At 73.4% G+C, this 25,886-nt stretch carries 17 protein-coding genes and 1 pseudogene; 5 read left to right on the top strand and 13 right to left on the bottom strand.

Annotated features, from left to right (window positions below; genetic code table 11):
- Positions 1–718 (bottom strand): maltotransferase domain-containing protein (locus ACF1BE_RS28675; protein WP_392201908.1); only part of this gene is annotated, 718 nt, incomplete at its 3' end.
- A 332-nt stretch (positions 719–1,050) separates the two neighbouring features.
- On the opposite strand from ACF1BE_RS28675, the gene ACF1BE_RS28670 reads away from it, so the two are divergent.
- Positions 1,051–3,669, top strand: coding sequence for a glycosyltransferase family 1 protein (locus ACF1BE_RS28670; protein WP_392201907.1), 2,619 nt, complete (start codon positions 1,051–1,053; stop codon positions 3,667–3,669).
- A gap of 3 nt (positions 3,670–3,672) precedes the next feature.
- On the opposite strand, the gene ACF1BE_RS28665 is transcribed toward ACF1BE_RS28670, so the two are convergent.
- From ACF1BE_RS28665 to ACF1BE_RS28645, 5 genes are all read right to left on the bottom strand, one after another.
- A complete protein-coding gene (locus ACF1BE_RS28665; RefSeq protein WP_392201906.1) occupies positions 3,673–4,194 on the bottom strand; it encodes a DUF1990 domain-containing protein in 522 nt (173 codons plus the stop codon).
- 71 nt (positions 4,195–4,265) lie between these two features.
- The gene (locus ACF1BE_RS28660) at positions 4,266–5,915 is read right to left on the bottom strand and encodes a M4 family metallopeptidase (RefSeq protein WP_392201905.1); all 1,650 of its coding nucleotides are present in this window, start codon (positions 5,913–5,915) and stop codon (positions 4,266–4,268) included.
- 249 nt (positions 5,916–6,164) lie between these two features.
- A complete protein-coding gene (locus tag ACF1BE_RS28655; protein ID WP_392201904.1) occupies positions 6,165–8,219 on the bottom strand; it encodes a M4 family metallopeptidase in 2,055 nt (684 codons plus the stop codon).
- 271 nt (positions 8,220–8,490) lie between these two features.
- Complete coding sequence (locus ACF1BE_RS28650) at positions 8,491–10,254, bottom strand: ABC transporter ATP-binding protein (protein WP_392201903.1); 1,764 nt, start codon at positions 10,252–10,254, stop codon at positions 8,491–8,493.
- Positions 10,251–12,020 (bottom strand): ABC transporter transmembrane domain-containing protein, encoded by a 1,770-nt coding sequence (locus ACF1BE_RS28645; protein WP_392201902.1) that lies wholly within the window; start codon positions 12,018–12,020, stop codon positions 10,251–10,253. Before ACF1BE_RS28645 ends, ACF1BE_RS28650 begins: the two co-directional genes overlap by 4 nt.
- Before the next feature lie 192 nt (positions 12,021–12,212).
- Here ACF1BE_RS28645 and ACF1BE_RS28640 point away from each other — a divergent pair, with 192 nt between their 5' ends.
- Complete coding sequence (locus ACF1BE_RS28640) at positions 12,213–14,015, top strand: ABC transporter ATP-binding protein (RefSeq protein ID WP_392201901.1); 1,803 nt, start codon at positions 12,213–12,215, stop codon at positions 14,013–14,015.
- Positions 14,012–15,862: an ABC transporter ATP-binding protein gene (locus ACF1BE_RS28635; protein WP_392201900.1), complete on the top strand. Its 1,851-nt coding sequence runs from the start codon at positions 14,012–14,014 to the stop codon at positions 15,860–15,862. Before ACF1BE_RS28640 ends, ACF1BE_RS28635 begins: the two co-directional genes overlap by 4 nt.
- Before the next feature lie 205 nt (positions 15,863–16,067).
- Here ACF1BE_RS28635 and ACF1BE_RS28630 read toward each other — a convergent pair whose 3' ends face one another.
- Together ACF1BE_RS28630 and ACF1BE_RS28625 are read right to left on the bottom strand one after the other, a co-directional pair.
- Entirely contained in the window at positions 16,068–16,994 is a 927-nt protein-coding gene (locus ACF1BE_RS28630) for a PaaX family transcriptional regulator C-terminal domain-containing protein (RefSeq protein ID WP_392201899.1), read from the bottom strand.
- Positions 16,994–17,605: a GNAT family N-acetyltransferase gene (locus tag ACF1BE_RS28625; protein ID WP_392201898.1), complete on the bottom strand. Its 612-nt coding sequence runs from the start codon at positions 17,603–17,605 to the stop codon at positions 16,994–16,996. Before ACF1BE_RS28625 ends, ACF1BE_RS28630 begins: the two co-directional genes overlap by 1 nt.
- A 166-nt stretch (positions 17,606–17,771) precedes the next feature.
- On the opposite strand from ACF1BE_RS28625, the gene ACF1BE_RS28620 reads away from it, so the two are divergent.
- A complete protein-coding gene (locus ACF1BE_RS28620) occupies positions 17,772–18,776 on the top strand; it encodes an alpha/beta hydrolase family protein (protein WP_392201897.1) in 1,005 nt (334 codons plus the stop codon).
- Between the two features lie 28 nt (positions 18,777–18,804).
- Here the strand turns inward: ACF1BE_RS28620 and ACF1BE_RS28615 are convergent, their stop codons facing one another.
- The 5 genes and pseudogenes from ACF1BE_RS28615 to glgX form a co-directional block, all read right to left on the bottom strand.
- Complete coding sequence (locus ACF1BE_RS28615) at positions 18,805–20,043, bottom strand: hypothetical protein (protein WP_392201896.1); 1,239 nt, start codon at positions 20,041–20,043, stop codon at positions 18,805–18,807.
- 23 nt (positions 20,044–20,066) lie between these two features.
- Positions 20,067–20,816 (bottom strand): annotated as a pseudogene (locus tag ACF1BE_RS28610) (dolichyl-phosphate beta-glucosyltransferase); the annotation flags it as partial.
- A 101-nt stretch (positions 20,817–20,917) separates the two neighbouring features.
- Entirely contained in the window at positions 20,918–21,571 is a 654-nt protein-coding gene (locus ACF1BE_RS28605) for a hypothetical protein (RefSeq protein WP_392201895.1), read from the bottom strand.
- Positions 21,572–21,581: 10 nt separating this feature from the next.
- A complete protein-coding gene (locus tag ACF1BE_RS28600; protein ID WP_392201894.1) occupies positions 21,582–22,088 on the bottom strand; it encodes a SigE family RNA polymerase sigma factor in 507 nt (168 codons plus the stop codon).
- Positions 22,089–22,235: 147 nt separating this feature from the next.
- Positions 22,236–24,476, bottom strand: a complete 2,241-nt coding sequence (glgX, locus tag ACF1BE_RS28595; RefSeq protein ID WP_392201893.1) for a glycogen debranching protein GlgX — start codon at positions 24,474–24,476, stop codon at positions 22,236–22,238.
- 149 nt (positions 24,477–24,625) lie between these two features.
- Between glgX and ACF1BE_RS28590 the strand changes: the two genes are divergently transcribed.
- Positions 24,626–25,849, top strand: a complete 1,224-nt coding sequence (locus ACF1BE_RS28590) for an Ig-like domain-containing protein (protein ID WP_392201892.1) — start codon at positions 24,626–24,628, stop codon at positions 25,847–25,849.
- Positions 25,850–25,886: the final 37 nt, after the last annotated feature.

Genomic DNA, 25,886 nt, shown 5'->3' with positions numbered 1-25,886 from the left:
GCTCCACCAGCAACGGCATCGCGTCCGAGGCGGTGACCAGCTCCCGCAGCGGATACCGGCTCACCAGCGCCTCCACCTCGGGCGACAACGCCGCCGCGAGCCGCCAGGCGGCCGGACGGTGCTCGTCCCGCAGGGCCGCCACGGCGTCCAGCACGGTCTGCCGGTGGTCCTCGGGAACCCCGGCCGCCGCCCGCTCGTACAGCTCGGCGCCCTCGGCCAGGACCAGGCCGGTGTCGATGCCGGCCGGGATCTTGATCCGGGCGGTGTGCCGCCAGGTGGCGAGCGGATCCGACCAGGCCTCCACCGTGTAGGTCCAGTGGCCCGGTTCGCCGGCGGTGACGGTGGCGCCCCAGCGGTCGGTGCCCGGGGCGAGTTCCCGCATCGGCGTCCAGGGCCCGGCCCGGCCCGCCGGGTCGCGCAGTACCACGTTCGCCGCGACGGCGTCGTGCCCCTCGCGGAACACGGTGGCCGACACCTCGAACGACTCCCCGGTCACGGCCTTCGCGGGCCTGCGGCCGTGCTGGACCACGGGGCGCACGTCGAGTACGGGGATGCGGCCCAGGGTGGTGGCCGCGGCAGGGGAGGGCGGCTCCCCGGCGGACGGGCCGGCACCGGTGGTACCGGCGGGCGTGGTGCTCTTGCTGCCCGTCGTCTTCCTTGCTGCTCCCGTGGACTTGCTGGTGGACGGAGGTGCTGACGAGTGGTGCCTGGCGGGCATGACCGCTCCTGTCCGCGTCAACGTGGGTATGGGCGGATGGGTGTGGGGAGGTGGGGCCTGCGGGTGGCGCCGCGTGACGCCTGTAGGACGTGTACCGGTGGAGCCTGCCCACCCTGTTCGGGTGGCCAACCCGGCACTCTGTTAACTACTCACGCGTACGTCCACACACAAGACCGCCCCCCTTTTCTCCGAGTGCCCGGTGACCGGCTCTTGACGCCCCCCGACACCGGGCCGGTACGTCCCCACCGACCGCGCGGTAACCACTACCGTCGAAGGCGACGACGAGACGCACAGCGCCGTGCGTCTCACCCCGCAACGCGCCCGAGGTGAATGTGAAGGCGATCCGTCGGTTCACCGTCCGTCCCGTTCTCCCCGACCCCCTGCGGCCACTGAGCGACCTGGCGCGCAATCTGCGCTGGTCCTGGCACGCGGAAACGCGCGACCTGTTCCAGTCCGTCGACTCCGCGGCGTGGGCCGCCGCCGGAGGCGACCCGGTGCGGCTGCTGGGCAGTGTGCGCCCGGCCCGGCTGGCCGAACTGGCCGGTGACCGGCGGTTCCTGCGCCGTCTCACCGCGGTCGCCGACGACCTCGACGACTACCTGAGCGGCGACCGCTGGTACCAGGCCCAGTCGGCCGGCCTGCCCGCGGCCGTCGCCTACTTCTCCCCGGAGTTCGGCATCACCGCCGCGCTCCCGCAGTACTCCGGCGGCCTCGGCATCCTCGCCGGCGACCATCTCAAGGCGGCCAGCGACCTCGGCGTACCGCTGATCGGGGTCGGACTGCTGTACCGGCACGGGTACTTCCGGCAGACCCTGTCCCGGGACGGCTGGCAGCAGGAGCACTATCCGGTCCTCGACCCCAACGAACTGCCCCTCACCCAGCTGAAGGAGCCCGACGGCACCCCGGCGCGGATCTCCCTCGCCCTGCCCGGCGGCACCGCGCTGCACGCCCGCGTCTGGCTCGCGCAGGTCGGCCGGGTGCCGCTGCTGCTGCTCGACTCCGACGTGGAGGAGAACGACCTCGGCGAACGCGGGGTCACCGACCGGCTCTACGGCGGCGGCAGCGAACACCGGCTGCTCCAGGAGATGCTGCTCGGCATAGGAGGTGTGCGGGCCGTACGCATGTACTGCCGGCTGACCGGGCACCCGGAGCCGGAGGTGTTCCACACCAACGAGGGCCACGCCGGTTTCCTCGGACTGGAACGGATCGCCGAACTGTGCGCCGGCGGACTCGACTTCGACGCGGCGCTGGAAGCCGTGCGCGGCGGCACGGTGTTCACCACGCACACCCCGGTCCCGGCCGGCATCGACCGTTTCGACCGGGAGCTGCTCGCCCGGCACTTCGGCCCGGACGCCGAACTGCCCGGCATCGACCTCCAGCGCATCCTGGCGCTGGGCATGGAGACCTACCCGGGCGGCGAGCCCAACCTGTTCAACATGGCCGTGATGGGGCTCCGCCTGGCCCAGCGGGCCAACGGGGTCTCCCTGCTGCACGGGCAGGTCAGCCGGAACATGTTCGCCGGACTGTGGCCGGGATTCGACGCCGAGGAGGTGCCGATCACCTCCGTGACCAACGGGGTGCACGCGCCGACCTGGGTGGCGCCCGAGGTGCTGCGGCTCGGCGCCCGGCAGATCGGCGCCCAGCGGACCGAGGACGCGCTGAGCGTCGGCGGCTCCGAGCGCTGGGACTCGGTCGCGGACATCCCCGACCAGGAGGTCTGGGAACTGCGCCGCACGCTGCGCGAGCAGCTGGTGCAGGAGGTACGGGAGCGGCTGCGGGCGTCCTGGCGGCAGCGTGGCGCCGGGAACGCCGAGCTGGGCTGGATCGACGGGGTCCTGGACCCGGACGTCCTCACGATCGGGTTCGCGCGCCGGGTGCCGTCGTACAAGCGGCTGACGCTGATGCTGCGCGACCCCGACCGCCTCACCGAGCTGCTGCTGCACCCCGAGCGGCCGGTGCAGATCGTGGTCGCGGGCAAGGCGCACCCGGCGGACGACGGCGGCAAGCGCCTGGTGCAGGAGCTGGTGCGGTTCGCCGACGACCCGCGGGTCCGCCACCGCCTCGTCTTCCTTCCCGACTACGGCATGGCGATGGCCCAGAAGCTCTACCCGGGCTGTGACGTCTGGCTGAACAACCCCCTGCGCCCCCTGGAGGCCTGTGGCACCTCCGGCATGAAGGCGGCGCTGAACGGCTGCCTCAACCTGTCCGTGCTGGACGGCTGGTGGGACGAGTGGTTCCAGCCGGACTTCGGCTGGGCCGTGCCCACCGCGGACGGCGCCTGCACCGACCCCGACCGCCGTGACGACATCGAGGCGGCGGCCCTGTACGACCTGCTCGAACAGCGGGTCGCGCCGCGCTTCTACGAGCGCGGGCGGGGCGGGCTGCCCGACCGCTGGATCGAGATGGTCCGCCGGACCCTCTCCCAGCTCGGCCCGAAGGTGCTGGCCGGCCGCATGGTCCGCGAGTACGTGGACCGGCTCTACACCCCCGCCGCGCAGTCGCACCGCGCGCTGACCCCGGACACCGCCCGGGATCTCGCCGCCTGGAAGGCCCGGGTGCGGGCCGCGTGGCCGGGGGTGACCGTGGACCACGTCGAGACGTCCGCGACGACGGCCACCGCGGAACTGGGCACGGCCGTCGGGCTGCGCGTGCGGGTGCGACTGGGCGAGCTGGGCCCGGACGACGTGGAGGTGCAGGCGGTGTCCGGCCGGGTGGACGAGGAGGACCGCATCACCGATGCCACGGTCGTCCCGCTGAAGCCGGCCGGCGCCCCCGACCTGGAGGGCCGCCTCCTGTACGAGGGGCCGCTCTCCCTGGACCGCACCGGCCCCTACGGCTACACGGTCCGCGTCCTGCCCGCCCACCGCCTCCTCGCCTCCGCCGCGGAACCGGGCCTGGTGGCGGTGCCGTCGCAGGAGGTGGTGGCGGGAGCGGGGGTGCTGCTGCGGTGACCCTCAGTCCGCGGGGCCCCGGCCGGCCAGGCCCCGGAGCACCGTGCCGCACCGGCGGGCGTACGCGTGCTGGAGGGTCCGGGTCGCCGGGCCGCCCGCGCGGGCGTACCACTTGGCGGCCCGGCTGAACGCGGCGACGGTGAGCCACACCGTGCCGTCACCGGTGCGGTCGACCACGAAGGCCTCCTCGCCGCACTCGGGGTGGCCTTCGAGGGTGCCGTAGGCCCAGCCGGCCCGGCGGGGTTCCTCGGCCGTCCAGACGATGCGGCAGGGGGCCCTGACGAGGCCGGCCAGGGTGACCGTGACGTCGACGCCGGGTGCCGCGCGGACGGCCGTGGCGTCGATGCCGACGCCGAGCGCGCGGTGCATCTCCCAGGTCAGGACCGCCTCGGCGGCCCGGTCGAACACCTCCTGGCCCTCGCCGAGCCGGGTGCGGACGAACAGGGGGTGGAAGCCGGGCGGGCAGACGGCCAGGTCGTCGCGGGTCGCGCCGACCGGCTCGTAGGTGAAGGGCGCCGAGGACATGGGTCACAAGGGTAGGGCGGCACCCGGAACGCTCGCGTTCCGGGTGCCGCCCTGGCGTGGCGCGGGGGTGACTAGCTGACGTTCACGCCGGTCCAGGCCGCGGCGACGGCCTTGTACTCGGCGCTGGTGGAGCCGTACAGCGCGGACGCCGCGTTCAGGGTCGCCGTGCGGGCGGCCTTGTAGTTGGTCGTCGACGTCATGTACGTCGTCAGGGCCTTGTACCAGATCTGGAGCGCCTTGGCGCGGCCGATGCCGGTGACCGCGGCGCCGTTGTACGTCGGCGAGTTGTAGCTGACGCCGTTGATCGTCTTCGCGCCGCTGCCCTCCGACAGCAGGTAGAAGAAGTGGTTGGCGACACCGGACGAGTAGTGGACGTCCTTGTTGCCGACGGAGGAGGACCAGTAGTCGGCCGAGCCGCCGTCCTTGCTGGGCTTGTCCATGTAGCGCAGCGGCGAGCCGTCGCCGTTGATGTCGATCTTCTCGCCGATGAGGTAGTCACCGGGGTCGGAGGCGTTGTTCGCGTAGAACTCCACACCCGTGCCGAAGATGTCCGAGGTGGCCTCGTTCAGGCCGCCGGACTCACCGGAGTAGTTCAGTCCGGCGGTGTTCGAGGTGACGCCGTGGCTCATCTCGTGGCCGGCCACGTCCAGCGAGGTGAGCGGGTCGACGTTGCCGGAGCCGTCACCGTAGGTCATGCAGAAGCAGCTGTCGTCCCAGAACGCGTTGACGTACGCGTTGCCGTAGTGGACGCGCGAGTAGGCGCCGACACCGTTGTTCTTGATGCCGTTGCGGCCGAAGGTGTTCTTGTAGAAGTCCCAGGTCTGCGCGGCACCGTAGGCGGCGTCGGCGGCCGCGGTCTGGTCCGAGGAGGAGCTGGAGGCGGTGCCGGTGCCGAAGACGTTGGTCGAGCTGGCCACCAGGGTGCCCGTGCCGGACGTCTTGCGGGCCAGGTTGTAGGTCTTGTGACCGCCCCGGGCGCCGTCGGTGAGCTGGTACGTCGAGCCCGACTGCGTGCTGTTGAGGCTGACCGTGCCGGAGTACAGCGTCTTGCCGGTCGCGTTCTCGATGCCCTGGTACGCGTAGAGCTTCTTGCCGGTGGCCGCGTCGGTGATGACGTGCAGCTGGTTCGGGGTGCCGTCGTCCTGGAGGCCGCCGACGACCGTCTCGTAGGCGAGGACGGGCTTGCCGGAGCCGGCCCAGATCACCTTGCGGGCGCCGTCCGCGGTGGTCTTGGCGGAGCCGAGAACTCTGGCGGCGGACACCGCCTGCTTCTCGGCCTTGGCCGCGGTGATCTGCGGCTTGAGCGAAGCCGGCTTGAGGGCCGACTTGTTCGCCTTGGTGACGCCCTCGGTCCTGCCCGACTTGGCGGTGTGGACGATCAGGTCGCCGCCGAGCACCGGGAGGCCCGCGTAGGTGCGCTCGTAGCGGGTGTGGACGGTGCCGTCGACGTCCTTGACCACGTCCTTGGCGACCAGCTTCTCCTTGGCGCCGAGGCCTATGTGCTGCGCGGTCTCGGCGGCGCCGGCCTGTGCCTTCTGGAGCAGGGAGGTACGGGCCGCGGTGGACAGCGTGGTCGGGGCGGCTGCCAGGGTCTTGGCGGCGGATCCGGCCGGGGCGGCGCTGGCTCCGGTGGTCAGGCCGGTGGTGAGAAGGGCTCCGGCGGCGACGGCGGTGGCGACGGCCAGAGTGGTGCGCTTGTGACGCGCGTAGAGGGGGCTCACAGAAGCTCCTTCGTGGGGGAGTCCGGTCAGCGTGGGGTTACTGGCCGGAGAGTGTGGCGTTGTGAAGTTGCTGTGCTACTGCGGCGGGTGGAGAGAGAGTGTCATCAGGGGCGCGTACATGTCAGGACCCTGAAGTGATGTTGGCCGAAAATCGACTGCCGGGTGAATGTTGCGGCTATGTGAACCGGTGCCGTCCGGGGGTGTCGCACCCCCGGACGGCCTTGTGTTGCCGGGCTTGTGGTCTGCGGTTTACGGGAAGGTCAGCTTCCAGCTGTTGATCGTTCCCGTGTCGTACGTGGCTTGATCCTGTACCCGCAACTTCCACGTGCCGTTGGCCGGTTCGGCGGAGGCGTTGACCGTGTAGGTCTCGCTCACGTTGTCCGCCGAGTCCGAGGAGCTGAAGTTCTTCAGCCGGTAGGCGGTGCCGGACGGGCCGACGAGGTCGATCACCAGGTCGCCCCGCCAGGTGTGCGAGATGTCCACGCCCACCTGGAGGTTGCTCGGCGCGTTCCCGGTCCGGCCGGAGACGGTGATGTTCGAGGTGACGGCCGGCCCGTTGTCCGGGACCGCCACCGGGGAGGTGTTCTCGTACGAGGTACCGCCGCCGCCCCCGCCGCCGGAACGCGAACCGACCGCGACGCCCGCCCAGGCGTCCTGCACCGCCTTGTACTCGGCGCTGGTCGTGCCGTACAGCTCGCCGGCCGCCGCGAGCGTGCCGGTGCGGGCGCCCGCGTAGTTGGTGGTCGAGGTGAACTTCGTGGTCAGTGCCCGGTACCAGATCTGGAGCGCCTTGTCCCGGCCGATGCCGGTGACCGGAAGGCCGTCCGCCGTCGGCGAGTTGTAGCTGACGCCGTTGATGACCTTGGCGCCGCTGCCCTCGCTCAGCAGGTAGAAGAAGTGGTTCGCGGGGCCCGACGAGTAGTGCACGTCGACGCCGCCGATGCCGGAGTACCAGCTGTCCTTGGACGAGCCGTCCTTGCTCGGCTTGTCCATGTAGCGCAGCGGGCTGCCGTTGCCGTTGATGTCGATCTTCTCGCCGATGAGGTAGTCGCCGACGTCGGACGTGTTGTTCGCGTAGAACTCCACACCGGTGCCGAAGATGTCCGAGGTGGCCTCGTTCAGACCGCCGGACTCCCCGCTGTAGTTGAGGCCCGCGGTGTTGGAGGTGACGCCGTGGCTCATCTCGTGGCCGGCGACGTCGATCGCCGTCAGCGGCTTGGCGTTGCCGGAGCCGTCGCCGTAGGTCATGCAGAAGCAGCCGTCGTCCCAGAACGCGTTGACGTACGAGTTGCCGTAGTGCACCCGCGAGTACGCGCCGACGCCGTTGTTCTTGATGCCGTTGCGGCCGAAGGTGTTCTTGTAGAAGTCCCAGGTCTGTGCGGCACCGTAGTGCGCGTCGGCGCCCGCGGTGGCGGCGTTGGAGTTGGTCCCGTTGCCCCAGGTGTCGCTGGTCTGCGAGAACAGGGTGCCGGTGCCGGAGGTGCCGTGGTTCAGGTTGTAGGTCTTGTGGCCGCCGCGCGCCCCGTCGGTGAGCGTGTACGTCGAGCCCGACTGGGTCGTGGTCAGCGCGACCTGCCCGCTGTACTGCGTGTTGCCGACGCCGGTCTCGACGGCCTGGTACTCGTAGAGCCTCTTGCCGGTGGCGGCGTCGGTGATGACGTGCAGCCGGTTCGGGGTGCCGTCGTCCTGGAGGCCGCCGACGACCGTCTCGTACGCCAGCACGGGCTTGCCGGACGCCGCCCAGATCACCGTGCGGACGCTGTCCGCGGCCGTCCTCGTCCCGCCGAGCGACTTCGCCCGCCGCACCGCCTGCCGCTCTGCGGCGGCCTCCGGCACGGCCGGGGTGAGACCGGCGACCTTCAGCGAGGCGCTGCCGGCCCGGACGACCTCCATGGTCTTTCCGGACCGCGCGGATTCCACGACCAGGTCGCCGCCGAGCACGGGCAGGCCCGCGTACGTGCGCTCGTAGCGGGTGTGGAGCGTGCCGTCGGCGTCCTTGACGACGTCCCGCACGACCAGCCTCTCCTTGCCGCCCAGGCCTATCTGCCGGGCGGTGGCGGCCTTGGAGGCGTCCGCGTGCCGGATCAGCTCGGCGCGCTGCGAGGGGGTGAGCCTGAGGGCCGTGTGCGCGGGGTTCGCCTTGCCGGGCTGCGGCCCCGCCGGAGCGGCGCCGGCCGTGCCCGACTGGACCGCGGCGGCGATCAGGGCGGTGACGCCGGCGAGGGCGACGGTGGCGGTGCGGCGGGGGGTCGTGCGCCGCGGTGCTGTGTGGGAGGTGCGTCCGCGAGAGGAATTGCTTCTCAACACTGACTCCTTCTGCATGGCCGCGGGTCGCGCGGCCAGGGGAGACCGGACGGTGGGTTCTGACGTCCGGGCAGAACAGGCGTTACGCGGAACCAGGTGCAGGTGCAGAGCCGGCTCACGCCGGGGCGCAGGAGCTGTGGGGTCGCTGTGAGTCGGCCTGGGAAGAGTGGCAGGAATGGCGGGACATGTCAGGAGCGCGTCACAAACTTGGCCGGAAACAGTTCGTTGAACGGTGGGTCATGTTCTATATGCGAACCGTCGGGACGGCGGGTCAGCGCCCGGGCGGTGTCCCGTGCCAGCTCCGCCACAGGGCCGCGTACGCCCCGTCGGCAGCCACCAGCTCCTCGTGCGTGCCCAGTTCGCTCAGCCGGCCGTCCTCCATGACCGCCACGCGGTCCGCGTCGTGGGCCGTGTGCAGACGGTGGGCGATGGCGATGACGGTACGGCCCGCCAGGACCGCGGCGAGGGCGCGCTCGGTGTGCCGGGCCGTGGCCGGGTCCAGCAGGGCCGTCGCCTCGTCGAGGATCAGCGTGTGCGGGCCGGCCAGCACCACGCGGGCCAGCGCCAGTTGCTGGGCCTGCGAGCCGTCCGTCGGCCGGCCGCCCGCGCCCAGCCGGGTGTCGAGGCCGTCCGGCAGGCCGCGGACCCAGTCGTCGGCGCCCACCGCCTCAAGCGCCGCCCACAACTCGGCTTCCCCGGCGCCCGGTTCGGCGATCAGCAAGTTGTCCCGGACCGTCCCCAGGAAGACATGGTGTTCCTGTGTGACCAGCACCACCTGCCGGCGCAGCAACTCCGGTGCCAGTTCGGCCACCGGCACCCCGCCCACCGTCACCGTGCCGGACCCCGGCCGGTCGATGCCCGCGAGCAGCCGGCCGAGCGTCGTCTTCCCGGCGCCGGACGGCCCCACCACCGCCAGCCGTTCGCCGGGCCGTACCGTCAGGTCCACCCCGCGCAGCACCTCGCCCCCGCGCTCGTAGGCGTACCGGACCCCGCGCACGTCGATCCGGTCGTTCGCCGGCACCCCGGACGTGTCCCCGCCCGGGCCGCGCGGCGCCCGCGCCAGTCCCTCCACGCGCGCGAACGAGGCACCGCTGCTCTGCAACTGCTCCACCCGCATCAGGACCTGGTCCAGCGGCTCGGTGAACTGCCGCAGGTACAGCGCCGCGGCCACCACCTCGCCCACCCCGGCCGTGCCCCGCGCGTGCAGCCATCCGCCGAGCAGCAGCACCCCGACCACGGGAACGGTGTACGTCACGTCTACCGCGGGGAAGAACACCGAGCGCAGACGGAGCGTGTACAGGCGGGTACGGCGGGACTCCTCCAGCGCGTCCCGGCTCGCCGCCGTCCGCCGCTCCCGGAGCCGGAACGCCTCCACGGTCCGCGCCCCGGCCGCCGTGGACGCGACGATCTCCGCGACCTCCGACGTGGCCGCGCCCTCGGCGAGATAGGCGTCCCTCGCCCGCCGCAGATACCAGCGCAGGGCCATCCGGACCGGGGTGAGGCCCAGTGCCCCGAACACGCCCAACAGCGGGTTCAGCGCGCACACCGCGCCCAGCACGAACACCGCCTGCACGGCGTTGACCAGCAGGTCCGGGCCGACTTCCCGCAGCGTGATGCCGACGGTCGCCACGTCAGCCGTGCCCCGCGCGGTCAGGTCCCCGGTGCCGGCCCGCTCCACCACCGACGCGGGCAGCGCCAGCACCCGGTCGACATACTCCTCGCGGACCCGGGCCAGCGTCCGCTCCCCGAGCCGGTGCCCCGCGTACCGCGCCCAGCGGGCCAGCAGCAGCTGCGCCGCCGCGCACAGCACGATCCACAGCGCCAGCCGGTCCACCGCGCCGACGCCGTGCCCGGCGCGCACCTCGTCCACGATCCGGCCGACCAGCCAGGGCCCGGCCGCTCCCGCCCCCGCCGCCAGCACGTTCAGCGCCGACACGGCGGCGAACGCCCGCCCGTCGGCCCGCACCAGCCGCACCGCGGCCCGGCGCACGGCGGCCCGGTCCGCGACGGGCAGCAGCGCCTCACCCGCGGTCATCGCGTGACGCCCCGGCGCTCCACGGACACCGAGCCGCCCCCGGTGGCCTCGCTGTCCCCCGCGTCCCCGTCGTCCCCGGTGTCCCGCGCGACCAGTGCCCTGTACGCCGGTTCCGCCGCCAGCAGCCGACGGTGCGGGCCGCTGGCCGCGACCTTGCCGTCGACCAGGAGAACGACCGTGTCCGCGTGGTCCAGCACCAGCGGGGAGGTCGTCGTCACCACCGTCGTGCGGCCCTCACGCGCCACCCGCAGCCGCGCGGCGACCGTCGCCTCGGTGTGCGCGTCCAGCGCCGAGGCCGGCTCCACGGCGAGCAGCACCTCCGGGTCGGCCAGCAGCGCCCGCACCAGCCGCAGCCGCTGCCGCTGCCCGCCGGACAGGCTGCGGCCCTGCCCGGTGACCACCGAGTCCAGCCCGTCCGGCAGGCCGCGGACGACGTCCTCGGCCGCCGCCGCGTACACCGCCCGGCGCAGCGCCGCCTCGTCCACCGGGTGCGCGGCGGCCACGACCTCCCGCAGCGGCCCCGCGAACAGGTCCGCCTCGTTGTCCGCGACGAGGATGCGCCGCCGTACGTCCGCCAGCGGGACCGCGTCCAGCCGTACTCCGCCCCAGGTGGCATCGGTCGGCCCGTACCGCCCCAGCCGGTCGGCCACCGCGGCGGCCTCGGCGGGCCGGGCGGCGGCCAGCGCCGTCAGCCGGCCCGGCACCACCCGCACCCCGGACGCGGGATCGTGCAGCCCGGCCGGACCGGCGGGCGCCGGCAGCGTGCCGGTGTCCGGCTCCGGTGCCAGCCGCAGCAGCCCGACGACCCGGCGCGCGGCCACCACGCCCCGGTTCAGGTCGTAGGCCATCTGTACGAAGAACGCCACCGGCCCGACCAGGACGGCCACATAGCCGTACACCGACACCAGCTCGCCCACGGTCAGTGCCCCCTGGGCGGTGAGCCGGGCCGCGAGCCAGGTCACCACGGCCAGGAACAGGGTGGGCAGGCCGACCCCGAGCGCCTGCACCCAACCGGCCACCGCGCCCACCCGGTACCCCTGGGCCCGCAGCCGCTCCGAATCGTCCCGGAACGCGTCGGCGAACAGCCCCTTGCCGCCCAGCCCGTTCAGGACACGCAGCCCGCCCGCGAGGTCACCGATGCGCGCGGCGAGCACGCCCTGCCGCTCCCGGTACTCGCTCTCCGCGCCCTGCAGCCGCAGCGTCAGCGGCCCGGTGAGCAGCGCGACCACCGGCGCCCCGAGCGCCACCACCACGGCGATCGGCACGGAGACCGACAGCAGCAGCCCGGCCACCAGCGCGTACACCACGACCGCGCCGACGCCCGGCCCGATCACGGTCAGCGCCTGCGCGAGGGTCTGCACGTCCCCGACCCCGATGGTGACGACCTCCCCCGCCCCCGCCCGGCGCGGCAGCGCCGCCCCCAGCCGCACCACATGACCCACGACCACCTTCACCGTGCGGAAGTTGGCGTCCATCCGGACCCGGGTCAGCGTGCGGTGCCGCAGAGTGCCCAGCCAGGCGTTCACCGAGCCGGCCACGAACATCACCGCGGTCCAGCCGGCCAGCACCCCCGGCCGCTCCGGCACCAGTCCCTCGTCCACGGCCCGCGCCATCAGATACGGCTGCGCGGCCAGCAGCACCATCCACATACTGCCCAGGAGCGCCCCGGCCACCGACCGTCCCGGCTGACACCGCACCAGCCACCACAGGTACCACCAGCCGCCCCGGACGTCGGCCGTGCCCGGATCCTCGTACGCGTCGATCATCCGTCCCCCGGTCTCCCCGGCCCGCCTGCGCGCACGGGCCGGACGGCGAACCCGGAACGTACCGGTTCCGGCGAGGGCGACTCCACCGAATATCGGACGGCACCCCACCCGCCTCCGCTCTCCGCCCGGTGGAAACCCGCCCGGGGGAAACCCGGTGGGCGATGTCGGTGGTGGTCCGTAGGCTCGCACCTGATGCCCACGACACCCGCAACCACCGAGGACCGGTCCGCCGTCCGTACCCTCCTGCGCCTGTGGCCGTACGTCCGCCCCGTCCGCGCCCGGCTGTTCACCGCCGCGTTCGTCGCCGTCGTCGCCTCCTGTACGGGGCTGGTGATTCCGCTCGTCCTCAAGTGGCTGGTCGACGGGCCGGTCTCCGACCGGGACCCGGCGGGTGTCTGGCTCGGCGCGCTGTACCTGCTGCTGTTCGGCATCGCCGAGGCCGTCCTGTTCGGCGTCAGGCGGTGGCTGGTGGCCCGCCCGCTGTCGCACGTCGAGGCGGAGATGCGCGCGGACCTCTACCGCCGTCTGCAACGCCTGCCCGTCGCCTTCCACGACCGCTGGGCGTCCGGCCAGATGCTCTCCCGGGGCACGACCGATCTGATGCTGGTCCGGCAGTTCCTCGCCTTCCCGCTGACGTTCCTGCTGGTCAACGGCGTGACCATCGCCGTCGGCGTAATGATCATGCTGATGCAGGACTGGCAGCTGGGCCTGGTCATCCTCGGTCCCACCCTCCCCGTGGTGTGGACCTGCGCGGTCTTCGAACGGCGGTACGCGCAGGTGGCGCGGCGCGCCCAGGACCAGGTCGGGGACCTGACCACGGTGGTCGAGGAGAGCGTGCTCGGCATCCGCGTCATCAAGGGCTTCGGCCGGCACCGCAGCCAGGCCAGGGCCTTCCGCGTGCTCTCGGGCACCCTGCGCGGCACCGAGCTGCGCAAGGCGCGGCTGCTGGCCACGATCTGGGGTGTCATCGTCACGCTGCCCGAGCTGGCGATCGGGGCGGCCCTGGTGCTGGGAGCCGTGCGCGTCGCCGACGGCGGGCTCAGCACGGGCACGCTGGTCGCCTTCCTGAGCACGGGGCTCGCGTTGCGCTGGCCCGTGGACTCGATCGGGTTCCTGCTGGCGATGAGTCAGGAGGCCGCCTCCGCCACGGAGCGGTACTTCGAGGTGATGGACCAGGCGCCGGAGGACCAGCTCGACGGGCCCGCCCGCCCCCGGGTCACCAAGGCGCCGGGGGCCGCACCGGCGACGGGACGCGGACTGCGGTTCGAGGACGTCTCGTTCCGCTACCCCGACGCGCCCCCCGGCTCCCCGCCCCTCCTCGCCGGCATCGATCTCCACATCCGTCCCGGCGAGTCCATGGCCCTCGTCGGAGCCACCGGCAGCGGGAAGACCACCCTCACCGCCCTCGTGCCCCGGCTGCACGAGGTCACCTCGGGGCGGATCACGCTCGACGGCGTGGACATCACCGAGATGTCCCGCGAGGAACTGCGCACCAGGGTCGCCGTCGCCTTCGAGGAACCCACCCTGTTCTCCGCGACGGTGGGCGAGAACGTCCTGATGGGGGCCCCGGACGGGACGGGGGACGCGGACCTCGGCCGGGCCCTGGCCATCGCCCAGGCCGACTTCGCGCACGCGCTCCCGCACGGCACCGCCACCCGCGTCGGCGAGCAGGGACTCAGCCTGTCCGGCGGGCAGCGGCAGCGCCTGGCGCTGGCCCGCGCGGTCGTCGGCCGGCCCGAGTTCCTGGTGCTGGACGACCCGCTGTCCGCCCTGGACGTGCACACGGAGGCCGCCGTGGAGGCCGCGCTGCGGCGGGTCCTCGCCGACACCACCGCGCTGATCGTGGCTCACCGCCCGTCCACCGTGCTGCTCGCCGACCGGGTCGCCCTGCTCTCGGGCGGCCGGATCGCCGCCGTCGGCACCCATCACGAACTGCTGCGCGGCAACGCCGAGTACGCCCGCCTGATGTCCGCGGAACCGGAGGACCAGCGATGACGACGACCGCCTCCGCCCCCGCCACGGGCAGCGACGACCACAGCGCCCCCGACCCCGGTGACGCCTTCGACCAGGACGTCCTGCCCGCCCCGCCCGGCGCCACGGGCGCCCTGCTGCGCTCGCTGCTCGCGCCCCTGAAGGGCCGGGCCGTGTTCACCGGGCTCCTGCTGCTGCTCCAGCAGGCGGCGACGCAGGTGGGCCCGCTGCTGGTGGCGTACGCCATCGACACCGCCGTACCCGCGTTCCGGGACGACCGGCGCGGCCCGCTGGCCGCGGTGGCCGTCGGCGCCGCGCTGAGCGCCCTGGCGTCGGGCGCGTTGCAGTTCGGCTTCATCGAGAACAGCGCGCGGGTCAGCCAGGACGTGCTGCTGGACCTCAGGGGGCGGATCTTCCGGCACGCGCAGGCGCTGAGCCTGGACTTCCACGAGCGGTACACCTCGGGCCGGCTGATCTCCCGTTCCACCACGGACGTCGAGTCGCTGCGCGAACTCCTCGACGACGGCATCCAGGAACTCGTGAGCGTCGTGCTGTCCTTCGTGTACATCGCGGCGATACTGCTCTGGCTGGACCTCGGGCTGGGCACGGTCGCGGTGGTCTCCTTCGTCCCGCTGTACCTCCTCGTCCGGCTCTACCAGCGGCGCGCGGGACGGGTGTACCGGGCGCGGTCCACGGCGGTCGCCTCGGTGATCGTGCGGTTCGTGGAGACGATGAACGGCATCCGGCCGGTGCGCGCGTTCCGCCGGGAGGCCGCGAACGACGCGGAGTTCGCCGTGCTGAACCGGCGGCACGAGCGGACCAACGGGGACGCGCTGCTGGAGATGGCCCGCTATGTGGTCGGTTCCCGCCTGGTCGCCAACACCTCGGTCGCGGCGATCGTGCTGTGGGGCGCCTACCGGGTGGCGTCCGGTTCGCTGGACCTGGGGGTGCTGGCGGCGGCGGTGCTCTATCTGCGCCGGCTGTACGACCCGATCGACCGGCTCGGCATGTTCCTGAACTCCTACCAGTCGGCCGCCGCCTCCCTGGAGAAGATCGCCGGGCTGCTGGCGCAGACGCCGTCCGTGCCGGAGCCCGCGGTGCCCCGCGCACTCCCGCCGCTGACGGGCGGCCTCCCGGGCCGTGAGGTCGTCTTCGACGGCGTGCGGTTCGCCTACCGCACCGGCGGGGAGGTACTGCCCCGCTTCGACCTGACGCTGCCGGCCGGACAGACGGTCGCGGTCGTCGGCTCGACCGGGGCGGGCAAGTCCACCCTGGCCAAGCTGCTCGCCCGCTTCTACGACCCCTCCGACGGGCGGGTCCTGCTGGACGGGGTCGACCTGCGCGAGCTGGACGCGCCGGATCTGCGGCGCGGGGTGGTCATGGTGACGCAGGAGGCTTTCCTGTTCTCCGGCACGGTCGCCGACAACATCGCGATCGGCCGGCCCGACGCGGGCCGGGACGAGATCGAGCGGGCCGCGAAGGCGATCGGCGCGCACGAGTTCATCAGCGCGCTGCCCGACGGCTACGACACGGACGTCCGCAAGCGCGGCGGGCGCATCTCCGCCGGGCAGCGCCAGCTGGTCGCGTTCGCCCGGGCGCTGCTCGCCGACCCGGCGGTGCTCGTCCTGGACGAGGCGACCAGTTCGCTGGACATCCCGGGGGAGCGGGCGGTGCAGCGGGCGATGTCGACGGTGCTGCGGGGCCGTACCGCCGTGGTGATCGCGCACCGGCTGTCCACCGTGGAGATCGCGGACCGGGTGCTGGTGATGGAGCACGGCCGGATCGTCGAGGACGGCCGTCCGGAGGAGCTCATCGCCGGTACCGGCCGGTTCGCGGACCTGCACAAGGCCTGGCGGGACAGCCTGGCCTAGGGTCGCCTCGCTGACCCGGTGAGGACGGCGGCGAGGGGCGAGGCCGCCGGCCGCGAGCGGGGTGGCCGCCTCGGTGCCGCACTCCCGTGTCGCGCGACGCACCGGAGCCGACCCGTGGACGACCGGGCTGCGCGGGTCGGCGGCGCCGCCCGCGGTGCTCGGGGTGCGCCGGCCGCCCCCCCACCCCTCGTTCGGCATGGCGGTGTCACCCCTCGGCCCCGGTGCCCAGAGCGTCGTGGTAGAGCCGGAACAGGCGCAGGTCCCCGTGTTCTGCGGTCCCGGCGGGCCCGGCCTCGCGCAGGCGCTGCCAGCACTCGGCGGCGAGGCGGCGGGCGGCCGCACCGGGCCAGGGCCGGGGAAGCAGTTCCGGTGGCAGGAGCGGATCGGGTTCCATGGCCCGGGTGAACTCGGCGGCCAGTTCCACGGCCATGGTCAGCCGCCCCTCGGGGGACCCGTGCGCGGCGCTTTCCCGCGTGGCCGCCAGTTCGTCGAGGCACCGTCGCGTGAAGGCGGCGAGCCGTTCGTGGCCGGCGGCGATGTCCTCCAGCGGCCACAGCGCGGCGGCCAGGGCCGGCGGGGCGGTGAGCGTCCCGACACGCAGATCGGTGCTCGTGAGGAAGGTGACGCAGGAGAGCACGCCGAGGTGCCGGGCGTGTGCTTCGACGAGGTCGGTGACGGGGTTGGCGGTGACGTACAGACCGCCTTGGAGCGGTGCGGCGCCGAGATGGAGCAGCCTGTCGCGCAGGGCGTCACGGGCGTTCCGGCGGGATTCCGGGACGGCGAACGCGAACAGGTGCCAGGTGCCGTCCCAGGGAGCGAGCCCGGCGTCCTGGCGGTAGGCGTGACGTACGTGGTCCGCGTCCGGCGCCAGGGCCCCGGATGCGTCGGCGACGGCGCGCAACAGGGCCTTGCGGCCGCGGCCGTCCTGGGTGAACCGGCCTTCTTCGACCAGGCGTCGGACGCAGAGCCGTATCTGTTGGTCGCTCATGCCCAAGGTGCCCGCGACGGCGTGGAGCTGCCCGGCGTCGACGGTGCCGTTCTCGCGGACGAGCGCGTGCACCAGCAGGCGGGTGGGAATCTCGGGCCGGGCAGCCGATGCGCGCTCCCCGCTCGTGGGCGTCCGGGGGGCCATCAGGCCGCGCCCCCGTCCATCCGGTCCGCCGCGGTGAGCGGGCGGTGCATGGTGGTCACGGCGCCGAACCCCAGCAGCCGGCGCAGCCAGGGCGTCTGCTCGGTGTGCCGGGCGGTGAAGCCGTGCCGCTCGTACAGCGCGCGGGCGCGGGGGTTGGTGTCGACGACGTCCAGGCGGATGCGCCGGCAGCCGTTCTCGGCTCCTATGGCGGCGATCTCACTCAGCAGCAGGCTGCCGATGCCGGAGCCCCGGTGGCGGGCGTCGACGGCGATGCCGTCCATGACGAGGTCGCCCTCGCCCGGGGTGCGCCGGAACAGGGCCAGGACCGCCAGGCGGGGCAGCCCCGACAGGAACCCGTAGGCGGACAGCACGTCGGCCGCGCTGCCGCCGGTCAGACCGCGACCCCCGACCTGGTAGCCCGCGACCCCGACCACCTCCCCGTCCACGAGCACCGTGACGCCCCGGTCACGGTTCAGGTGTCCGGCAAGGAAAGCCCGCCCGGCGTCCGGCGGGTTGAGCGCCGGACCGAGTTTGCGGCCGAAGGCCTCCCAGTAGAGCGCGGCCACCCGCCGTTCGCTGCCTTCGGGCACGCCACGCCGACACACCACCATGAGGGTTCTCCTCCGAAAGGGTTGACTCTTACGTGATCCAATCTAGTACGTTCGTTCTCGAAACGAGCGTTTTTGATTCGATCGATCGGGGGAAATCGTGCCGGGACGACGTGAGAGGACCACCGGGCCGCGCCACGGGCGGTGGCTGCGAAGGATCGCGTGGTCGGTGGTCGGCGTCCTCGTGACGGCCGCCGGTCTCGGTGGGGTGGTGGTGTGGCAGAACACGTACGCCCTGCGTGAGGAGCGGGTGGTGCTGCGGCACGACGGGCACCGGCTGGAAGGGGTGCTCGCCCGCCCCGAGACAGGGCACGGGCCGTACGGGCTGGTCGTCTTCGTCCACGGTGACGGACCGACGGACGCCACGCACGACACGTTCTACCGGCCGTTGTGGGAGTCCTTCGCCCGCGCGGGCTACGCGTCGCTGTCGTTCGACAAACCGGGGGTGGCGGACTCCGAGGGCGACTGGCTGGAGCAGAGCATGGCCGATCGCGCGCGAGAGACCCTGGCCGCGGTCGCCTGGGCCCGCGGCCGCACCGACATCGACGGTCGCCGCATCGGGTTGTGGGGGGCGAGCCAGGCGGGATGGGTGCTGCCCAAGGTCGCCGCCGCGGACCGCTCGATCCGGTTCGTCATCGCCGTCGCCCCGGCCGTCAACTGGCTCCGGCAGGGCCGCTACGACCTCCTCACCCAGCTCCGGCGGGACGGCGCCGGCCCCCGGGAGACCGCGCGGGCGCTGCGGCGCAGTGAGACGACCGTCGCCCTGTTGCGCCGGGGCGCGACGTACGACGAGTACCGCGCCACGCTCGGGCGCGACGCCGACATGACCCGCGGACGGTGGCGGTTCGTGACCCGGAACTACACCGCCGACGCGGTCGCCGATCTGCGCGCCATGCGGGGCACTCCCGTCCTGCTGGTCCTGGCCGGTCACGACGTGCATGTGGACGCGGCCGAGACGGAGAGCGTCTACCGCGACGTCCTGCCCCCCTCCACGCTGGAGGTCGCGCACTATCCCGGCGCCACACACTCGCTCGTCGACCACGAACTCGAGAGTCGCGAGCCGCTGCTCACGGCCACCGCGATCTTCCTGCCGAGAAGGCTGTTCACGGACGGCTACCTCGCCGACCAGGCCCGTTACGTCAGGCGGTTCGACTCGGGCAGGGGGAGGCGATGACCGAGGAGCCGGCTCATGACCCGGGCTCCTACGGCACCCCCAGCTCGAAGAGCGCGTACCCCGCGTACGACCCGGAGGCCACCGCCGCGATGCCGAGCAGCGTGCACTGCACGGGCAGGCTCAGCCGGCGCATCGCGACGGCGAGCGGCAGGAACAGCGGGAAGCAGGGCAGCAGATAGCGGGAGATGTTGGCGACGATCTGCTGGCTGCCGAGCACCAGGGCCAGCGTCAGGACGGTGTACACGACCAGCATCGGCGGCGGGCGCAGCCGCAGCAGCAGCGGCAGCAGCGCGCAGGCCAGCAGGATGACGCCGACGGAGATGACGTCCGGGAAGGGGTAGGCGAAGAGATAGGTGAACTTGCCCACGGGTACGGACGTCAGCACGTCCAGGGTCTGCTTGCCGTAGTCGAAGCGGTGCGCCCAGGCGCCCGACTGGAGCTTGAAGTAGCCGCCCAGGTCACCCATGCGGTTGCCGACCCAGAGCAGATAGCCGAGCAGTCCCAGCGGGGCCAGTGCCGTGGCGAGCAGCGGACGCAGGGCGCCTTCCTCGCGGCGGCGCAGGGCGAGCAGCGCGGCGACGCCGAGCGCGGCGATCAGGGCGGCGGCCGTGGGCCGGTTGAGGCCGGCCGTGAAGGTGAGCGCCCCGGCGGTGAGCCAGCGGCGGGTGATGACGGCGTGACAGGCCCAGACGGCGAGGGCCACGTAGAGCGAGTCGGAGTAGACCGCCCACTCCACGCCCGAGCCCGGCCACACCGCCCACAGCCCGGCCGCCGCGAACCCGGCCCGCCGGCCGCCGAACCGCTCGGCGACGGCGTACACGCCGAGGGCGGCGGCGAAGGAGGCGAGGATCGAGACCAGCAGTCCGGCGCCGTACGAGCCGAGGCCGGTGACGCCCGACGTCAGCCGGATCAGGGCCGGGTACAGCGGGAAGAACGCCGCCGAATTGCCCTCCAGCGTGATCAGGCCGGTGGCTCCCGGGACAGGGACCAGCTTCGGGTCGTAGCCGTGCAGCGCGATCTGCTGGTACCACCAGCCGTCCCAGGTGGCCAGCACGTCCCAGGCGTGCGCGCCGCCGCCGAACCGGGGGTGCCTGGTGCGGTAGTCGCCGGTGGCGGACAACAGGTACATGAAGGAGCAGAAACCGGCCAGCTTCAGCGCGCCGAACAGGGCCAGGACCGGTCCGTGACGGCGAGCGGCGGCCCGGAGCCGGATGCCGGGCGCGGTCCGGGCCGCCGGCGCCACCGTCCCGGGCAGGGTCGCGGTCACCGGGTCACCGGCCCGGGACGCCGGCGGGCCAGGGTGCGCCGCATCCGGACGATCCCCCGCAGGTCGGCCAGCGCGGTGGCGAGGAGGTCGACACTGCTGTCGGGGTCGTCGACCCAGTCCACCGGAACCTCGTGGATCCGCAGGCCCGCCCGCTCGGCGAGCACCAGCAGTTCGGTGTCGAAGAACCACTCCCCGTCCCGCACCAGCGGCAGCAGCCGCTCGGCGGTCTCCCGCCGGACCGCCTTGAACCCGCACTGGGCGTCGGAGAAGCCGACGGCGAGCGTGCAGCGCAGCAGCGCGTTGTAACAACGGGATATGACCTCGCGCTTGGCCCCGCGCACCACCTGGGCGCCCGGGGCGAGCCGGGTGCCGATGGCCACGTCGGAGTGGCCCGAGATCAGCGGGGCGACCAGCGGCAGCAGCGCGGCGAGCCCGGTGGACAGGTCCACGTCGAGATACGCCAGCACGGGCGCCCGGGAACCCGACCAGGCCGCCCGCAGCGCCCGGCCGCGGCCCTTCTCGGGCAGCCGCAGCGAGGTCACCTCGGGGAGTTCACCGGCGAGCAGGGCGGAGATGGCCGGGGTGCGGTCGGTGCTCGCGTTGTCGGCGATGGTGATCCGGAACGGGTAGGGGAAGGTGTCCCGCAGGTGTGTGTGCAGCCGCCGGACGTTCGGCTCCAGGTCCTTCTCCTCGTTGAACACCGGTACGGCCACGTCCAGGACGGGCTCGTCGGGATCCGTCGGCAGGGGCGCGCGCCGGGACGCCGGGGTCACCGCCGGTGGCCGGCTCGGTCGTATGTGTGTCACGTCAATCCCTGTGGGTCAGGTGTGTCGGGCGTGCCGGGGGCGCGCGGGGGCGGAGGGTGAAGCGGGGGCTAGCCGGCCGGGCCGGCGGTCGAGGAGGGCCGGTCCGACGGCACGGCGGGTGTGTGCGCCGGTGCCGTGGCCGGCGGTGTGGTGCTGCCGCCGGCCCGGGAGCCGGCCGTGGCCGACGGCGGCCGGCCGGTGGCGGTGGCCGTGCCCGAGCCGGGGCCCGATCCGGGGCCCGATCCGGCCGTGGCCGTCGCGGTGCCGGGCGGCGTGGGCGGGACCGTCGTCGGGAACGACGTGGTCGGCGGCGCGCCGGGCGACCGGGACGACGACTGCGACGGTGAGGGTGGCTCTGACGACGACGGCGACGGCGAAGTGCTGGGGCTGGGCGCCGGACTGGTCAGTGGCCGGGGGCGCGGTGCGCTGGGCCGGTCGTCGGTGTGGCCGTGCGGCCACAGCAGCAGCCCCAGGCCGAGGCCGGCCACGGCCAGCACCGAGCCGGCGGCCCGGCGTGCCGTGCGCACCCGGTGCCGGGTGCGCACGCCGGCGCGGAGCGCGTCCCGGTGCCGGGGTTCGAACGGCGCCGGCTGCCGGGCCTGGTGCATGAGCTGTGTCAGCTGCCGCTCGAAGTGGTCCACGCGGTCCGTGCCGTCCGTGCGGTCCGTCCCGTCCGTGCCGTCCATGCCGTCCAAGCCGTTCCTGCGGTCCATGCGGTCCATGGGTCCTCCCTCACCCCACCGGCTCGATGACGTCGGCCAGGAGCCGGCGCAGCCGGGCCACCCCGCGCGCGGCATGGGACCGTGCCGTGCCCACCGGGCAGCCGAGGGTCTCCGCCACCTGCCGGTCGGGCAGGTCCTGGTAGTAGCGCAGCACCACCGCGGCCCGCTGCCGCGGAGGCAGCTGGGCGAGCGCCGTCTCGAGGCGGGAGCGCTCGGCCACGGTCGCCGACACGTCGCCGGCCGCCACCACCTCGGGCAGCTCCTCCACGGGCCGTTCGCCCCACCAGCGGCGGCGCGCCGACCGGGCAGCGGCCCGTGCCAGCACCTTGCGGACGTACGCCTCCGGTGCCTCGTCGGCGACCTTCGGCCAGACGAACCACAGCTTGACCAAGGACTCCTGCAACAGGTCCTCGGCGCGGTACCGGTCTCCTCCGGTGAGCAGACGGGCGAGATGGAACAACACCGACCAGCGGGCCGCCACGAACGCGTCGTACTCACCGGCCCTGGTCTGCTCCATCCCCACGGTCCCCGTTCTCGCCGGCTGTTCACACCAGGAGAAAGGCCCTGGACCCCCGCCCGCGCTGCATCCGGTGAGCGTGATCCGCGTCACGCACAGCCGGTGCACAGGCTCCGGGGAGTCTCTCGCACCGCCGTCCGGGCCGGTTCAGGCGACCCGCAGGAGCAGGACCGCCCGTGCCGGCACGGTGATCTCCGCTCCCGCCGGATGGACCGTGTCCGGTGCCTCGGCCTGTTCCTCCCGCGAGGTGTCCACGACGACCTCGTACCGCTCGGCCCACGGCGGTCCGGGCAGCACGAAGCCCGTCGGCCGGTCCCCGGCGTGCAGCACCGCGAGGAAGCTGTCGTCCACCACCGGCGCGCCCCGCTCGTCCCGGCCCGGTATGTCCCGCCCGGAGAGGTACATGCCGAGCGTGGCCGCCGGAGCGTACCAGTCGCCCTCGGTCATCTCCGCGCCCCGCGCGGTGAACCAGGCCAGGTCGCGCAGCCCGTCCGCGGTCTGGGCCCGGCCGGAGAAGAAGGCCCGGCGGCGCAGCACCGGGTGGCGGTGGCGCAGCGCGATCAGCCGGGAGGTCAGGTCGTACAGCGCCCGCCAGCCGGGGTCCTCCAGCAGCGACCAGTCGAGCCAGCTGATCTCGTTGTCCTGGCAGTAGGCGTTGTTGTTGCCGCGCTGGGTGCGGCCCAGCTCGTCACCGGCCACCAGCATGGGCACGCCGGTGGACAGCAGCAGGGTGGTGAGGAGGTTGCGCAGCTGCCGGCGCCGCAGCGCCCGCACCCGCTCGTCGTCCGTGTCGCCCTCGGTCCCGCCGTTCCAGGAGCGGTTGTCGTCCGTGCCGTCCCGGTTGTTCTCGCCGTTGGCCTCGTTGTGCTTCGTCTCGTACGACACCAGGTCGCGCAGGGTGAAGCCGTCGTGCGCGGTGACGAAGTTGACCGAGGCGTACGGGCGCCGGCCGCCCCAGGCGTACAGGTCGCTGGAGCCGGAGAGGCGGTAGCCCATCTCGCGCACGTCCGGCAGGGCGTGCCGCCAGAAGTCCCGGACCGCGTTGCGGTAGCGGTCGTTCCACTCGGTCCACAGGGGCGGGAAGGCGCCCACCTGGTAGCCACCGGAGCCGATGTCCCATGGTTCGGCGATCAGTTTCACCCGGCGCAGCACCGGGTCCTGGGCGATGACCGCCAGGAACGGCGAGAGCATGTCGACGTCGTGCATCGAGCGGGCCAGCGCCGCCGCGAGGTCGAAGCGGAAGCCGTCCACGCCCATCTCGGTCACCCAGTAGCGCAGCGAGTCGGTGATCAGGCGCAGCACCTGGGGCTGGACGACGTGCAGGGTGTTGCCGCAGCCGGTGTAGTCGGCGTACCGGCGGGCGTCGTCCTGGAGCCGGTAGTAGCCGCGGTTGTCGATGCCCTTGAGGGACAGCGTCGGCCCCAGCTCGCCGGCCTCCGCCGTGTGGTTGTAGACCACGTCGAGGATGACCTCGATGCCGGCCGCGTGCAGCGCGCGCACCATCCGCTTGAACTCGCCCACCTGTGCTCCCGTCGTACCGGAGGCCGCGTAGGCCGCGTGCGGGGCGAAGTAGCCGATCGAGTTGTAGCCCCAGTAGTTCCGCAGGCCCCGGCGCAGCAGGTGGTCCTCGTGCGCGAACTGGTGGACGGGGAGCAGCTCGACGGCCGTGACGCCGAGGCGCACCAGGTGCTCGATCGCGGCCGGGTGCGCCAGCCCGGCGTACGTGCCGCGCAGTTCCTCGGGGATGTCCGGGTGCAGACGGGTGAATCCGCGCACGTGGAGCTCGTAGATGACCGAGTCCGCCCACGGTGTCTTCGGGCGGTGGTCGTCGGACCAGTCGTCGTCGTCGTGGACGACGACGCCCTTCGGGACGTACGGCGCCGAGTCACGCTCGTCGCGCACGGTGTCCGCGACATGCTGCTCCGGCCAGTCCCGGACGTGCCCGTACACCTGCGGCGGCAGGCCGAACTCGCCGTCCACCGCCCGTGCGTACGGGTCCAGCAGCAGCTTCGCCGGGTTCCAGCGGGCGCCGGTCCACGGGTCCCAGCGGCCGTCCACCCGGTAGCCGTACCGCTGCCCGGGCAGCACCCCGGGCACGAAGCCGTGCCATATCTCGTGCGTCAGCTCGGTCAGCGGGATCCGTGTCTCCCGGCCGCCCTCGTCGAACAGACACACCCGCACGGCCTCCGCCCCGGCCGCCCACAGGGCGAAGTTGGTGCCGGCGACCCCGTCCGGGCCGACCCGGAACCGGGCCCCCAGCGGAGTCGGCGCACCCGGCCACGCGGCCGGGACGGGCGGTACGGCACGCCGGGCGCCCCTCACCGCCGCCGTCTGCCCGCTCCCGGCCGGCTCCCCGGCCGGTGCCCGCTGCTCGGCTGCGCTCGTCACAGTCGGCCCCTCTTCCCAGTGGCTCCGGCCGGGATGGGGGTGCCCCCCGTCCCGGGGAGGCACCCCCACGTGTCGTCCTTCCCTCTGTTCTGCCCAGTGCGTGGCTCGCACTCACGTTTCCCCGGGGCGGCCCCGTCGTTGGGTGTCGTGTGAGGCACGTACAACGACGCGCACGGCGCGTGGGGGCCGCGCTGGCCGCCGTACTGACATGGGCGGGGCTGCTGGTGGGCTGCTCCTCGGACGGCTCCGGGCCGCTGGACATGGGCGGGGGCCCGGGCAGACCCCCGGCAGCCGAGGACGTCATCCGGGTCACCCCCGCTGACGGCGGCAAGGCCGTGCGCCCCGGCGAGCGGCTGCGGGTGCGGGTGCCCGGCGGGCGCCTGGAGAAGGTGACGGTGGTCAGGGAGCAGGACGCGCAGAGTTCGCCGATCCCGGGGCGGATCAGCGACGACGGGCTGACCTGGCGGCCCGACGACGACCGGCTGGCGCTCGCCGCCCGGTACACCGTGGACGCGGTGGCGCTGGACTCCCACGGCCGCCGCGCCGCCCGGCACACCACCTTCACCACCTACGTCCCCGACGAGCGGTTCATCGGCTACGTCACCCCCGAGAACCGCGCCACCGTGGGCACCGGCATGATCGTCTCCCTCTCCTTCAACCGTGACATCGCCGACCGGGCCGCCGTCGAACGCGCCGTCCGCGTCAGCGCCCGGCCCCCGGCCGAGATCCGGCCGCACTGGTTCGGCAGAAGCCGCCTGGACTTCCGTCCCGAGCGCTACTGGAAGCCCGGCACCGAGGTCACCGTCGACCTGCACCTGCGGGACGTGCAGGGCGCACCCGGCGTCTACGGGCTCCAGGACAGGACGTTCGCCTTCACCGTCGGCCGCAGCCAGGTCTCCCTGGTCGACGCCGCGAAACACACCATGGCCGTACGGCGCGACGGACAGCTCCTCGCCACCGTGCCCATCACCGCGGGGGCCCCCGAACACCCGACGTACAACGGGAAGATGGTGGTGATGGACATGCTGGAGGTCACCCGCATGAACAGCCGCACGGTCGGCTTCGGCGGCGAGTACGACATCCCGGACGTCCCGCACGCCATGAAGCTGACCGATTCGGGCACCTTCCTGCACGGCAACTACTGGGCCCCGCAGGCCCCGGGAGAGGTCAACGTCAGTCATGGCTGCGTGGGACTGGTGGACGTCAAGGGGGGCAGCTCGGACACTCCCGCCGGCTGGTTCTTCGACCGCAGTCTCGTCGGAGACGTCATCGAGGTCGTGCACAGCAAGGACAGGACGGTCGCACCCGACAACGGCCTCGGCGGGTGGAACATGCGCTGGAAGGAGTGGAAGGCGGGCAGCGCGGTGAAGTAACAGGGTGAGGGGCGGGGCCGCGGCGGGGTGCCGGGCG

This window comes from Streptomyces sp. NPDC014991, from assembly GCF_043080665.1.
Lineage (GTDB): Bacteria > Actinomycetota > Actinomycetes > Streptomycetales > Streptomycetaceae > Streptomyces.
The sequence above is the reverse complement of the archived record's forward strand: the minus strand, read 5'-3'. Positions and strand labels throughout refer to the sequence as shown.